At 62.4% G+C, this 13,378-nt stretch carries 12 protein-coding genes; 4 read left to right on the top strand and 8 right to left on the bottom strand.

Translation table 11 applies throughout. The annotated features are described in order from the left end of the window. The first annotated feature begins 61 nt into the window (after positions 1–61). Both purF and ACSQ2A_RS03565 read left to right on the top strand, forming a co-directional pair. Positions 62–1,567, top strand: a complete 1,506-nt coding sequence (gene purF, locus ACSQ2A_RS03570) for an amidophosphoribosyltransferase (protein WP_436071628.1) — start codon at positions 62–64, stop codon at positions 1,565–1,567. After that, positions 1,567–2,301 (top strand): SDR family NAD(P)-dependent oxidoreductase, encoded by a 735-nt coding sequence (locus ACSQ2A_RS03565; RefSeq protein WP_436071101.1) that lies wholly within the window; start codon positions 1,567–1,569, stop codon positions 2,299–2,301. The genes purF and ACSQ2A_RS03565 overlap by 1 nt, the downstream gene beginning before the upstream one ends. A 60-nt stretch (positions 2,302–2,361) precedes the next feature. Here ACSQ2A_RS03565 and ACSQ2A_RS03560 read toward each other — a convergent pair whose 3' ends face one another. The 3 genes from ACSQ2A_RS03560 to ACSQ2A_RS03550 form a co-directional block, all read right to left on the bottom strand. Beyond that, on the bottom strand, positions 2,362–3,639 hold the full coding sequence (locus tag ACSQ2A_RS03560; protein ID WP_436071627.1) for a hemolysin family protein: 1,278 nt from the start codon (positions 3,637–3,639) through the stop codon (positions 2,362–2,364). 228 nt (positions 3,640–3,867) lie between these two features. After that, positions 3,868–5,322 (bottom strand): ribosome biogenesis GTPase Der, encoded by a 1,455-nt coding sequence (gene der, locus ACSQ2A_RS03555; protein WP_295410557.1) that lies wholly within the window; start codon positions 5,320–5,322, stop codon positions 3,868–3,870. 27 nt (positions 5,323–5,349) lie between these two features. Continuing rightward, positions 5,350–6,102, bottom strand: a complete 753-nt coding sequence (locus ACSQ2A_RS03550; protein ID WP_436071100.1) for a tetratricopeptide repeat protein — start codon at positions 6,100–6,102, stop codon at positions 5,350–5,352. A gap of 161 nt (positions 6,103–6,263) precedes the next feature. Here ACSQ2A_RS03550 and ACSQ2A_RS03545 point away from each other — a divergent pair, with 161 nt between their 5' ends. Next, a complete protein-coding gene (locus ACSQ2A_RS03545) occupies positions 6,264–7,421 on the top strand; it encodes an acyltransferase family protein (RefSeq protein WP_436071099.1) in 1,158 nt (385 codons plus the stop codon). Here ACSQ2A_RS03545 and ACSQ2A_RS03540 read toward each other — a convergent pair whose 3' ends face one another. Beyond that, the gene (locus tag ACSQ2A_RS03540; RefSeq protein WP_436071098.1) at positions 7,422–7,799 is read right to left on the bottom strand and encodes a 2'-5' RNA ligase family protein; all 378 of its coding nucleotides are present in this window, start codon (positions 7,797–7,799) and stop codon (positions 7,422–7,424) included. A gap of 345 nt (positions 7,800–8,144) precedes the next feature. Continuing rightward, entirely contained in the window at positions 8,145–9,716 is a 1,572-nt protein-coding gene (gene guaA, locus ACSQ2A_RS03535; RefSeq protein ID WP_436071097.1) for a glutamine-hydrolyzing GMP synthase, read from the bottom strand. A gap of 150 nt (positions 9,717–9,866) precedes the next feature. On the opposite strand from guaA, the gene ACSQ2A_RS03530 reads away from it, so the two are divergent. After that, the gene (locus tag ACSQ2A_RS03530; RefSeq protein WP_436071096.1) at positions 9,867–11,090 is read left to right on the top strand and encodes an acyltransferase family protein; all 1,224 of its coding nucleotides are present in this window, start codon (positions 9,867–9,869) and stop codon (positions 11,088–11,090) included. On the opposite strand, the gene ACSQ2A_RS03525 is transcribed toward ACSQ2A_RS03530, so the two are convergent. The 3 genes from ACSQ2A_RS03525 to ACSQ2A_RS03515 all read right to left on the bottom strand — a co-directional run bounded on the left by ACSQ2A_RS03525 (position 11,083) and on the right by ACSQ2A_RS03515 (position 13,376). After that, the gene (locus tag ACSQ2A_RS03525; protein WP_436071095.1) at positions 11,083–11,565 is read right to left on the bottom strand and encodes a TspO/MBR family protein; all 483 of its coding nucleotides are present in this window, start codon (positions 11,563–11,565) and stop codon (positions 11,083–11,085) included. The genes ACSQ2A_RS03530 and ACSQ2A_RS03525 overlap by 8 nt on opposite strands. 154 nt (positions 11,566–11,719) lie before the next feature. Continuing rightward, positions 11,720–13,006 (bottom strand): RsmB/NOP family class I SAM-dependent RNA methyltransferase, encoded by a 1,287-nt coding sequence (locus tag ACSQ2A_RS03520; RefSeq protein ID WP_436071094.1) that lies wholly within the window; start codon positions 13,004–13,006, stop codon positions 11,720–11,722. A gap of 4 nt (positions 13,007–13,010) precedes the next feature. Continuing rightward, positions 13,011–13,376, bottom strand: a complete 366-nt coding sequence (locus tag ACSQ2A_RS03515) for a VOC family protein (protein ID WP_436071093.1) — start codon at positions 13,374–13,376, stop codon at positions 13,011–13,013. Between the last annotated feature and the right edge of the window lie 2 nt (positions 13,377–13,378).

Here is a 13,378-nt window from a genome sequence, read left to right as displayed (position 1 = left end):
GCGTGAACCAAGAGACCGGCTCGGCCGGCGCTGATCGCTTTGGCGATTGGCGAGCAGAACGATATGGAGAAGTTCGGTGACCCACCCGAGCGACGACGATTTCGATCTTGAAGGCGACACGCTGCATGAAGAGTGCGGCGTGTTTGGCATTTTGGGGCATAGCGATGCTTCGACGCTGACCGCGCTGGGCTTGCATGCCCTGCAGCACCGCGGCCAGGAGGCGGCGGGGATCGTCAGTTTCGACGGGCGCCAGTTCTACCAGGAAAAGCGCATGGGCCTGGTGGGCGACCACTATACCGACCCTGCCCTTCTCGCCAAATTGCCCGGCACCATGTCGATCGGCCACACGCGCTACTCGACCACGGGCGAAGTGGCGCTGCGCAATGTGCAGCCGCTCTTCGCCGAGCTCGAAGCCGGCGGCATTGCCATTGCCCACAACGGCAATTTCACCAATGGTTTGACGCTGCGCAAACAGATCATTGCAACTGGTGCTATTTGCCAGTCCACATCCGATACCGAAGTGGTTCTGCACCTGATCGCCCGCTCACGCCATTCTTCCACTACCGACCGTTTCATCGACGCCATCAGGCAGATGGAAGGCGGCTATGCCATGCTGGCACTGACGCGGACGAAACTCATCGCGGCGCGCGACCCGGTCGGTATTCGCCCGCTGGTTATGGGTGAGCTCGATGGCAAGCCGATCTTCTGTTCGGAAACCTGTGCGCTCGACATCATTGGTGCGAAGTACATTCGCGACGTCGAGAATGGCGAAGTCATCATTTGCGAAATCCAGCCCGACGGCTCGATCTCGATCGAAGAGCGCAAGCCGGCTCGGAAGACGCCGGAACGGCCGTGTCTGTTCGAATATGTCTACTTTGCCCGCCCCGACTCGATGGTTTCGGGCCGCAGCGTCTACAAGGCGCGCAAGCATGCCGGCATGAACCTCGCCAAGGAAGCGCCGGTTGAGGCTGATGTTGTGGTGCCCGTGCCCGATGGCGGCACGCCGGCGGCAATCGGCTATGCGCAGCAGAGCGGCATTCCGTTCGAGCTCGGCATCATCCGCAACCACTATGTGGGCCGCACCTTCATCGAGCCGACCCAGCAGATTCGTGCCTTTGGTGTGCGGCTGAAGCATTCGGCCAACCGGGCCGAGATTGCCGGCAAGCGCGTGGTGCTGATCGACGATTCCATCGTGCGCGGCACAACGTCGGTAAAAATCGTGCAGATGATCCGCGATGCCGGGGCAACGGAAGTGCATATCCGCGTCGCGAGCCCGATGATCTATCACTCGGATTACTACGGCATCGACACGCCGGACCCGGACAAGCTCTTGGCCAACCAGTATCACGACCTTGAATCCATGTGCCGGTTCATCGGGGCGGACTCGCTGGCTTTCCTCAGCATCGATGGGCTCTACGAAGCCGTGGGCGGCGAGAAGCGCAACAATGCGGCGCCGCAGTTCACCGATCACTATTTCACGGGCGACTACCCTACCCTTCTCACCGACCTCAATGGTCGCTCCAACAACGATCCCAAGCAGATTTCGCTGCTCAAGGAAGCGGGTTAATGACTGACAATACCGAACTGACCGGCAAGGTCGTGCTGGTCACCGGCGCGTCGCGTGGCATCGGCTATGCGGCGGCTGTCGAGGCAGCACGCCGTGGTGCGCATGTGGTCGCCGTAGCGCGTACCGTGGGCGGCCTTGAGGAACTCGACGACGCCATCCAGGAAGTGGGCGGCTCGTCGACGCTGGTGCCGTTTGATCTGCGCGATGGCGATGCCATCGACCGCCTGGGCGCGGCGATTTTTGAGCGCTGGGGACATCTCGATGGCCTCGTGGCCAATGCTGGCCTGCTCGGTACGCTGAGCCCGGTGCCGCATTTGAAGCCCGACGAGTTCGACAAGGTTTTTGCGATCAACGTGACGGCCAATTATCGGCTGCTGCGCTCGCTCGACCTGCTGCTGCGCCAATCGGCGGCTGGGCGTGCGGTTTTCGTTTCGTCCAGCTCGGCCCGTTCGGCTCGTCCTTTCTGGGGCCTTTATGCCGCCAGCAAGGCCGCGCTCGATGCGATGGTCAAATCCTATGCCGGCGAGATGAACACCACCAATGTGAAGACCAATGTCTTCTATCCCGGCGCCGTTCGCACGGCGATGCGCGCCAAGGCCATGCCGGGCGAAGACCCCAACGCCCTGCCGCAACCTTCGGATATTGCGCCGAAGCTGGTTGATCTCCTGAGCCCCAGCGTGACCGAGAATGGTCGGCTCTACGACATCACCAAGGGTGCGTTCGAGGATATTTGAGGCACCGACCTCAACGATAAAGAAGAAGGGCCCCGGATCGCTCCGGGGCCCTTTTTGTTGTTATGCGCCTTCGCTGGGCTGGAGCGGGGAGACCAGCACCTTGTCGATGCGGCGACCGTCGAGGTCGACGACCTCGAAATGCCAGCCATCGCGCTCAAAACTCTCGCCGGTAGCCGGCAGGCGGTTGAGCACGGAGAGGATATAGCCGGCCACGGTCTCGTAGCGTGCATCTTTGGGCACAGAGATTCTAAAGCGCTCGGAGAAATCGTCGACCGGCATCCAGCCGGCGACCAGCCACGAGCCATCCTGACGCTGCACGATGGCCGGATCGTCGCCCGGCTCCTCGTTGTAGACGCCGGTGATGACTTCAAGCACATCGCCAAAGGTCACGATGCCTTCGAAATGGCCGTATTCGTCGACGACCAGCACCATTTTCACGGTCGACTGGCGGATGGCCTCCACCACGTCGAGAGCATCGGCATGTTCCATGACGACCGGGAGCGGCTTGACCAGCTTTCGCAGGTCCGGCTGCTGGCCGGTGGCAAGGGCGGGCAGCAGATCGCCGAGGATCAGGACGCCGAGGATGGAATCGGCATTGCCCTCTTGCACCAGCACCTGGGAGTGCGAGGTGCCGAGGATGATCTTGAGATTGTCCTCAAAGCTGTCTTCGACGTCGATGGAAACGACATCGAGACGCGGGGTCATGAGGCCCCGCGCCGAGCGGTCGGCAAGACGCATGACGCCCGAAATCATCGAGTGTTCTTCGGTTTCGAAGACACCGGCAGAGGTAGCCTCGGCGATGATGGTGCGGACTTCTTCTTCCGTCACTTGTTCTTCGCTCTGGCCGCTCTGGCCGAGAATGCGCAGGACCAGCTTGCCCGAAACATCGAGCAGCCAGACGATGGGCGAGCCGACCAGCGCGATGATGGCCATGGGCTGGGCCACATAGGACGCCACCATTTCAGGATTGCGCAGGGCGATCTGCTTGGGCACCAATTCGCCGAGGATGAGCGAGCCGTAGGTGATGAGGACCACGACGAGGCCCACGCCCCCCACATCGGCGATATTGGCGGGCACGCCAACTTCGGCGAGCCAGACACTCAGGCGCGAGCCGAGCGTGGCGCCGGAGAAGGCGCCCGAAAGGATACCCACAAGGGTAATACCGATCTGTACGGAGGAGAGAAACTTGCCCGGGTCATCGGCCAGTCTCATGGCCGTGGCTGCGCCTTTGTTTCCTTGGTCGGCCATGACCTTGAGGCGAGCGGAGCGGGACGAAACAACGGCCAGTTCGGACATTGCCAAGGCGCCGTTCACGAGAATCAGAACGACGACGATGATGATTTCTGTAAGCAACAAAGTGCAAAGTTGACACGCCGCTACCAATGGCGGGGTGCTACGACGCGCGCACTATAGGGCAAGGCCGGCCGATGTGAATAGGCCAATGGGCTGAATTGGCGGGGACTGAATTTGTCCCCAGCCCCTTGTCATTCGCGACTGAATGAAATTGCCCGGACAAGCCGGGCAATGACGAATTCATGGACATGAGGCCTGGAAGCGACGTGCGCCTTATTTCTTCTTGTCGGCGTAAGGGTTGTTTCCGCCGCGCAGCCAGAGACGGATCGGCGTGCCGGGCATGTCAAAGCTCTCGCGCAACCCGTTGATCAGGTAGCGCTGATAGGACATCGGCACGACTTCGGGGCGCGAAGCGAAGACGATGAAGCTCGGCGGACGGGTCTTGGCCTGCGTCATGTAGCGCATCTTGAGGCGCCGGCCGGAGACGGCCGGGGGCGGATGGCTCTCGGTCATGGCGGCGAGCCAGCGATTGAGGCGCGACGTCGACACGTGGGAATTCCAGGTGCGCTCGATCTCGAAGATCGCCTGCATCAGCTTGTCTATATTGCGACCGGTGAGGCCCGACAGGGTTACCAGCGGAATGCCGCGCAGCTGCGGCAGGAGCCGTTCGCACTCTTCGCGCAGTTCGGCGAGCTTGGCGTTCTTGTCCTCGATCAGGTCCCACTTGTTCAGCGCGATGACCATGGCGCGGCCTTCGCGCTCGACGAGATCGGCCAGGGCCAGATCCTGCTTTTCGAACGGAATGGTGGCATCGAGCAGCAGCACGACGACTTCGGCATACTGGATCGAGCGAAGGCTATCGCCGACGGCCAGCTTTTCGAGCTTTTCGTTAACGCGCGAGCGGCGGCGGATGCCGGCGGTATCGACGAGATTGATGACGCGGCCTTCCCATTCCCATGGAACGAGAATGGAATCGCGGGTGATGCCCGCTTCCGGGCCGACGAGCACACGGTCCTCGCCGACCATGCGATTGACCAGCGTCGACTTGCCGGCATTGGGGCGGCCGACAATGGCGACGTTGAGATAGCGGCGCGGGTTCCAACGCAGCGTCGCCTCGTCGCCCTCGCCTTCGAGCATGTCGGGCGTGATATCGACGTCGACTTCGGGCAGCTCATCGAGATCGCCTGAAGCTTTTGCGCCGGAGGCGGCCTCGGCCGCCTTCTTCTCTTCGGCCACATCGATGGCGGCGGAGACGATGGAATAGAGCTCGGAAAGACCGAGACCGTGTTCGGCCGACAACGCGATGGGTTCGCCGAAGCCGAGCTTGAAGGCTTCCACGAGGCCATGCTCGGCGGATTTGCTTTCGGCCTTGTTGCCCACGAGGTGGACGTCCTTGCCAGCCTTGCGCAGGACCTGGGCAAAGCGCTGGTCGAGCGGCACGACGCCGGCGCGAGCGTCGATCATGAACAGGATGACGTCGGCTTCGCGGATCGCCATTTCGGTCTGCTGGCGCATGCGGTCTTCGAGGGAGCCGTCCTTGACGTCCTCATAGCCGGCAGTATCGAGAATACGGAAGGTGAGGTCGGCGATATGACCCTCGGCTTCGCGGCGGTCGCGGGTCACGCCGGGCGTGTCATCGACAAGCGCGATCTTGCGGCCGACGAGGCGGTTGAAAAGGGTCGACTTGCCGACATTGGGGCGACCGACAATGGCTACTGTGACCGTCATGGTCGCTCCCTAGCTGGTTTGTATTTCTTACTGAGCCGCAGGCGCGGGCGCAGCCTCGTCGCCATCAACGATGGTCTCGATGGCGTCGGCGGCGACTTCGGCGTCAGAGGTGGTCTCTTCGGCGATGAGCCCGGCCGAGGTCATCTGGGCGATGTAATAGGCAACGCGATTGCGAATGCCTTCCTGGGCCAGCGGATCGTTGAGCACGGCTTCGAAGGTAGCCTTCGCGGCCGTGGCATCGCCAGCCTTGAACTGGGCGAGACCAATGAGTTCGCGGGCGACGCGGCGCATCGGGTTGTCATCGGTGGCGATGGTGGCAACGCGGGCTTCAACATCGGCCAGGGTGCCGGTATCGACGAGGAGCGTTGCCGCCTGCAGCAGGGCCAGTTCGCGCAGGCGCACGTTGGACTGGGCATTGGCGAGCGCGTCATAGGCCGCGACCGCACCGGCAGTGTCGCCCGACTTGGCGAGCAACGAGGCCTTGGCGAATTCGGCAAGCACCGGATATCCGCCCGAACCATTGGCGGCGAGCGCATCGAGCTCGGCCTGGGCGGCCGCAAGGTCGTCCTTGTCCGCGCTGGCGAGGGCTGCATAGAGCTCCTCGGACGAACGGGCCGACTGGCTGCTGGTGTACCAGGACCAGCCTTCGTTGACCGCGACGACGGCCACAATGGCCACGGCCGCACCGATGACGAAAGGCGCAATACGGCGCCAAAGCGCCCGCATGCGATCGGAGCGGAGCTCCTCGTCAACTTCACGGAAAATATTGTCCTCGGCCATGGCGGTCTCTGGGTCTCAAGCAAATCCGGGGCACGTTTATCACGCTGCCCCCGGAATGCAAATTGCACGGCGCAAAACCAAGGTTATTAACCGCTGCCATGGCATTAATGTCTGTATGTGCCGCAGACGGGCTAGATTGCGGCCGTGGCAGAGACCTCCAAATGAGTGCCAGGCGCGACCAGACCATCGACATGTTTCGCGGGATCGCCATCCTGCTCGTCGTGCTGTTTCACTTCACCGCGCGCCTGCCGGCCTATGCGCTCAATATCACCGAGGGCGCGCCCTGGCCGGTGTTTTTCGGCTGGGTCGGGGTCTATTTCTTCTTCATTATCTCGGGCTACTGCATCTTCATGACGCTGGAGCGCTCGGCGACGGTCGGCGTTTTTCTCGCCCGACGCATTTCGCGCATCTATCCCGCCTTTGTCGCCGCGGTGCTGCTCCTCTTCGTCTTCGGGCTTGTCGCTTACATTCCGTCCGTGCCGGAGGCGAAATTCCACGCCATCCCGCCGAACCTGCTCGATGTGGTGATGAACCTCTTTTTCGTCGGCGAAATCGGAGAATGGGTCGATGGCTCATTCTGGTCGATTGCCGTTGAGGTGAAATTCTATCTTCTCGTCGCCCTGCTCGCCGGCGTCTTTCACGACCGCGTGCGCTTTGCACGGGTCTTTGCCTCATTGGCGCTGGTCATGGCGCCGATCTGGGCGGTATCGACGCTGTTTTCCAACTTCGGCAGCGGGCCGATCACGCCGCAATCCTTGCTGAAATTCCTCGCCATTGCGCCCTATCTCAGCTTCTTCGCCGTTGGCATTCTGGGGCGGCAGTTCGAGGCGGGCACGACGGGCACGGGCAAGCTGCTGGGCGCAAATATCGCGGTTTCAACCGCGGTAGTCTGGATCGAAGCCTACTCGTTCGAGCTGCATGATGGTTGGCTAACCGCGACCGTGTGTGCGCTGGTCTATCTCGTGCTGGTGGGCCTCTTCGTGCGCTTCGTAAGGGGCAAGACCTTTCCGGCCGTGCCGGGCCTGTCACTGGGTGTGGCCCAGGTCGGCCTTTTGAGCTTTTCCTGGTATCTGATCCACGAAAACGTGGGGATCAGCATGCTGACCCTGCTCGATCTCTATATGCCGGCGCATGTGGCCTTGTTGGTCACGGTGATTGCGACCTTCCTGCTGGCAATCGCCTTCGCCGCGCTCTTCGAGTGGCGGTTCAGGAAACCTGTGGAGCGCGTTGCGATGGCGGTGCTGGACTGGATAGGCCAGCGCGTCAGCTGGCTGGCACCCCTGCGATCGGCACCGATGTCGCCGCAAGCGGCGGAATAGCTAGAAGCCTAGCGGCCAGCGGGCCAGATGCTCAAGGCGGCCCGTGCCGACGACGCTATGGATCAGCCAGAAGGCGTCGACCCGGAGCCGAACGGGCCTTGCGACACTCCGCGTTCGTACCCGTCCATCGCTATAGAACAGGGTGATATGCGGATTGAACGAGGATGGCGACTTGATGCCGTAGCGACGCATTTCGCGCCGCAGCACTTCATAGAGTTCTAAGGCGCCGCGCGACGAAGAGGAGCAACAGAGCACCGTCGGAAAGTTTCGTCGCTTGTTTTTATCCCAGGTCTGCAACACATCGAAAATGATCTCGAAACGAGCTCGGCGAATTGCGGCACCGATCTCGAGAGCATCCTCCAACAGCTCCGGTGCCATGGGTTCGCCCTCGGAAATTCCGTTCAGCGACACATGAAACTGGCTCGCAGGGGTAACGCGCGTCGCCCGAGCTTCGCGCGCCCAAGTCCGTGCGTCCCTCTCCAATTCCTGAGCCACTCGCGGAGGTGGAACGAGTCCAAAATAGGATCGGTGTTGAGAGAACCCCGAGAGCAATGTCGGCTTTGCATTGCCGAACAGGTCCGGCTCAAATTCCCCTTCCCACTCCATGGTACACCTCAATTGTTCCCTTTTTGTTCTCCTCAAAACTAGCGCCATGAAGTGGCGCGAGTCAATGAGATTTAGGATCGGTAGGTGGCCGGTGGAAAAGTGAGGTTCGTTAGAACCTCACTCCCACTCGATCGTGCCGGGCGGCTTGGACGTGACGTCATAGACCACGCGGTTGATGCCGCGGACTTCGTTGATGATGCGGGTGGCCGTCTTGCCGAGGAAGTTCATGTCGAACTGGTAGAAGTCGGCAGTCATGCCATCGACCGAGGTCACGGCGCGTAGGGCGCAGACGAATTCGTAGGTGCGGCCATCGCCCATGACGCCGACGGTCTGGACCGGAAGCAGCACGGCAAAGGCCTGCCAGATCTTGTCGTACTGGCCGGACTTGCGGATTTCGTCGAGGTAGATCGCATCGGCCTGACGGAGGATGTCGAGCTTTTCGGGGGTGATGCCGCCGGGGCAACGGATTGCGAGGCCCGGACCTGGGAAGGGGTGGCGACCGATGAAGCTATCCGAGATGCCGAGTTCGCGGCCGAGGACGCGGACTTCGTCCTTGAAGAGTTCGCGCAGGGGCTCGACGAGCTGCATGTTCATGCGCTCGGGGAGGCCACCGACATTGTGGTGGCTCTTGATCGTGACCGAGGGGCCGCCGGTGAAGGAGACGCTTTCGATGACGTCGGGATAGAGCGTGCCCTGGGCCAGGAACTGCGCGCCACCGAGTTTCTTGGCTTCTTCCTCGAACACTTCAATGAAGAGGCGGCCGATGATCTTGCGCTTGGTCTCGGGATCCGACTGGCCTTCGAGTTCGCCGAGAAACTGCTTGGAGGCATCGACATGGACCAGCGGGATATTGAACTGGTCGCGGAACATGGTGACGACCTGTTCGCTCTCGTTGAGGCGCATCAGGCCGTGATCGACATAGATGCAGGTGAGCTGATCGCCGATGGCTTCGTGGATCAGCACGGCCGCGACCGAAGAGTCGACGCCACCGGAGAGACCGCAGATGACCTTGCCGCTGCCGACCTGGGCGCGGATCTTTTCGATCATCTTCTGGCGATAGGCGGACATGGTCCAATTGGACTGGATGCCGCAGATCTGGTGCACGAAATTGGCGTAGAGTTTTGCGCCATCGGGGGTGTGCACGACTTCCGGGTGGAACTGCACGGCCCAGATGCGGCGGGCCTCGTTCGCGATCATGGCGAAGGGCGCGTTGGGCGAGGTGCCGACGACTTCAAAGCCTTCGGGGATCGAGACGACGCGGTCGCCATGGCTCATCCAGACCTGGTGGTCGGAGCCGGTGGTCCAGACGCCGTCATAAAGCGCGGAGGGCTTTTCGACGTGGACGTCGGCGCGACCGAATTCGCGGTGATGGCCGGCTTCGACCTTGCCGCCGAGCGCCATGCAGAGGGCCTGCTGGCCATAGCAGATGCCGAGGATCGGGACGTTGGCCGCGAAAACCGCAGGATCGATCGTCGGCGCGTTTTCGTCGAGCGTCGAGGCGGGGCCGCCCGAGAGTACGATACCCTTGGGATTCAGGGCCGCGACGGCTGCGGCCGCGGACTGGAAGGGATGGATTTCGCAGTAGACGCCGGTTTCGCGAATGCGTCGCGCAATGAGCTGCGTGACCTGCGAGCCGAAGTCGACAATGAGGATGGTGTCTTGGGCGGGGGCGGTGTCTGCTTGCGTCATGGCGAGGCTTTAGAGCAGAGCAAAAGATTCCGCAAGCACCCGCGCTGCAAGGCTGGACTGACGCTGCAGCAAGCGGCACAAGCTCGCTCCGCGGGATCGACCGGCGCGATGAGGCGTTAGGGCGAGGAGCCCCGATCTGGAACGTGCTTGATGACCAATGACAACCGATTGCTGGGTGCAGACTTTTTGCGGGCCACGGCGTGCCTTGGCGTGCTGTTGCACCACCTTGCCTTTCGCATGGACATGAATGCCGTGCCCGATGCCGCCGAGCCGGTCGTGCGGTTCCTCGTCTATGGCAGCTTTGGCGTGACAGTGTTTTTCGTGCTCAGCGGTTTTCTGCTGGCGCGGCCGTTCTGGCTGGCACTCGATGCAAGCAAGCCGATGCCCTCGCTTCGGACTTTTACGCTGCGGCGCCTGGCGCGGATCGTGCCGGGGTTTTGGTTGGCGCTGGTGGTCAGCCTGTTGCTCGACCTGTGGCTGGGCGGCAAGGTGCTCGATGGCGAGCGGATCATCCGGTTTGTGGCCGGCCTGTTCCTCGTCAGCGACTGGCATTGGGTGACGCTGTTTCCGGTCGATAATAATGGGCCGCTTTGGTCGATCGGCTTTGAGGTGACAGCCTATCTGCTGCTGCCGCTGGGCATGGCGGCGGTGTTTGCGCTCAAGGCCCGAAGCTGGCCGGCACGGCTGGCCTGGCTCGGGGTGATCGGCGTGGCGCTTATCGTGCATGTTCTCGTGGTGCAGTATGCGCCTATCGACGAGGTCGAGCGCGGCTGGAACCATGGGCTGGTCGGCGGCGCCAAGGCGTGGATGCCGCGGTTTAATCCCATCGGGTTCTTTGCCATTTTCGCCGTCGGCTCACTAGCAGCCGGGGTTCAGGTTCTCATTCAGAGCCGGCGCGGGATCGGCATGGATATCATTGGCGGACTTGCCGTCCTGGCGACCGCGCTGATCATGGCGCTCAATATCGGCGGGCTGACGGAAGGCTTTGGCTGGCTTGGCATTCCTTATGCCTTCCCCGTCATGCCGCTGGCGGTTGGCATTGCGCTCGCCACCCTGCCCTCGTCTATCTATGTCGGGCGGCTGCTCGACAATGGCCTGGTGCGCTTTATCGCGCGCATCTCGTTCGGCATTTATGTCTGGCACTTCGTGATCATGTGGCTGCTCGAAAAGCTGGTGCGCGGTTCATTCCGCACCTCGGGCCCCAATGGCTGGGCGACCTGGCTGCAGACGAGCACCGCGGTGTTGGTAATCACTGCGGTCGTGGCGACGCTGAGCTTTTATCTGCTCGAACAGCCGGTGGTGCGCTGGGCGCGGAAATTCGAGCGGACCGGCAGGCGCGAGGACCAACCTGCCGGTGCCAAGGCGGTCAGTTGAGGACGCCAATCGAGAGATTGAGCAGGCTCGCGAAGCTGACCCAGGCCAGGTAGGGCAAGAAGAGCGATGCCGCCAGGCGGTCGCGGTTCCAGTTGACGAGAATGAAGCCGAGGATGGCAAACCACATCAGGACGATGATGGCGAAGGCCGGCCAGATCATCTGGCCGATGAACCAGACCGGCGACCAGGCCCAATTGAGCGCCATCTGGCCGTACCAGAGCTTTGACGAGGTGCTGGTGGGGTTGTCGATAAAACTGCGCCAGCCGGCGATGGCGATCAGCACGTAAAGGGCGAACCAGACCGGGCCAAAAATCCAGTTGGGTGGGTTGAAGGGTGGCTTGTTGAGGGCCTCGTACCAGGCGCCGGGGACAGACTGGGTGCCGATAAGGGCACCGACGCCTATGACGACGAGGAGAAAGGTCGCGAGGACCAGCCATGAGCGGGGTGTCTGGTAGTCGGTAGTGGCTGCGGACATTTTTGGGCCCTTTGTTCTTGAACGACTGTTCCTTGAACGAAGGGCGAGGCGCCGTGGTTCACTCGACCACCGCGTCATTCCCGCGAAAGCGGGAATCTCATGGCGCGGAAACAGGGATTCCCGCTTTCGCGGGAATGACACCGTGGGTGGGATGCTACGCCCTACGGATCAGGTGGCAGTAAAAGCCGTCCGTGCCCGTGCGATGCGGCGTCAGCAGGATGCCACCGCCGGCAGTTGCCAGGCCCACAGGCAGATCGGTAACCAATGTGCTGCGCCAGGCTTTGGCAATGTCCACGCTCGATAGGTCCGGATGCGCGGCAAGGAGAGCGGCGACCTGATCGTCGTTTTCTTCGGGCAGGATAGAGCAGGTGATGTAGACCAGCGTGCCGCCCGGCTTCACAAAGCGCAGCGCTTCTTCGAGGATGGCGGCCTGATCGGCCTGGCGTTGGGCCAGGAGTTCCGGGGTCAGCTTCCACTTGGTATCGGGACGGCGGCGCCAGGTACCGGTGCCGGTGCATGGGGCGTCGACGACGACGCGGTCCATCTTGCCCACGAGATCATCGAGAGCGCCGGGCTGGGGGGCGCGAACCTGGGCGTTACGCACACCGTTGCGCTTCAGGCGATCGTAGATCGGCGCAAGGCGATTGCGGTCGCTGTCATAGGCGAAAATCTGGCCTTTGTTGCCCATGGTCGATGCGAGGGCGAGAGTCTTGCCCCCTGCCCCGGCGCAGAGATCGAGCACCTGCTCGCCCGGCTGGGCGCCGGCAAGGGCAGCGACCATCTGGCTGCCCTGGTCCTGCACTTCGAACCAGCCTTTTTGATAGCCTTCGTCCGTCGTGACATTGGGCGTGCGCGCATCGCGCGGGCCGGCGGGCATGGTGAAACCCATGAGGGCGTAGGCCGTCGGCTCGGGGGAGAAGCGGGACAGCGATTTGGCCACCTTTTCGGGCGTCGCCTTGAGGGCATTGACGCGCAGGTCGAGCGAGGGGCGTCCGGCCATGGCCTGGCCTTCGGCGGCGAGGTTATCGCCAAAAGCGCGCTTCAGCGAAGGAAGCAGCCATTCGGGCATGTCGGCCTGGGTGGCTTCGTCGGCGCTGTCGAGGCTGGCTGTGGCGCCGGCGATCTCTTCGGCGCTCAGGGTTTCGGGGGCGTGGCTGTCTTCTGCGAAGGTGGTGTTGAGCGCTTCCGGCGTTTCGGCCCAATCGCGCAGCACGGCGGCGAGGACCAGGGCGCGGGGCGTGTCGGCGCCCATGGCAAAGGCATAGGACGAGCGGCGGCGCAGCGCGTCATAGACGAGATTGCCAATGGCGGCACGGTCCCCGGCACCGGCAAAGCGATTGTTGAGACCCCAGGCCTTCAGCGCTTCGGAAACCGGCCGCTTGCGGTTTTCGACATCGGAAAGAACTTCAATGGCGGCGGCGATACGGCCGGGAAGGCGCATGGGTTCAGGCCTCGGGGAAAGAGCAGATATTGACGCGATTGCCGGCGATATCGACAAAGTCGAACCAGCTCATGGCGCCATTCTGGTTGATGGGGGTGACCTCGCGACCGTCTTCGGTCAGCGCGTCGTGCAGCGCTTCTATGTCAGGCGCGAAGAAGTTGAAAGCAACATAGTGCTGCTCCGGCATCTGCTCGACGGGGATAAGTGTGAGCGCGCTCGAACGCGCGCCCTCGCCCGCGATGCGCAGGCCGATATGACAGGCCGAGCGGAATATCTCGGCCATGCCGAACATGCGCTCATACCATGCTGCGGCCGAGACGGTGTCTACGGCCGGAACGAAAATGGTGTCGATGCGGGAGATCAGCGGCATGG

The sequence above is a fragment of the Devosia sp. LjRoot3 genome (assembly GCF_964252865.1).
Classification (GTDB): Bacteria; Pseudomonadota; Alphaproteobacteria; order Rhizobiales; family Devosiaceae; genus Devosia.
The sequence above is the reverse complement of the archived record's forward strand: the minus strand, read 5'-3'. Positions and strand labels throughout refer to the sequence as shown.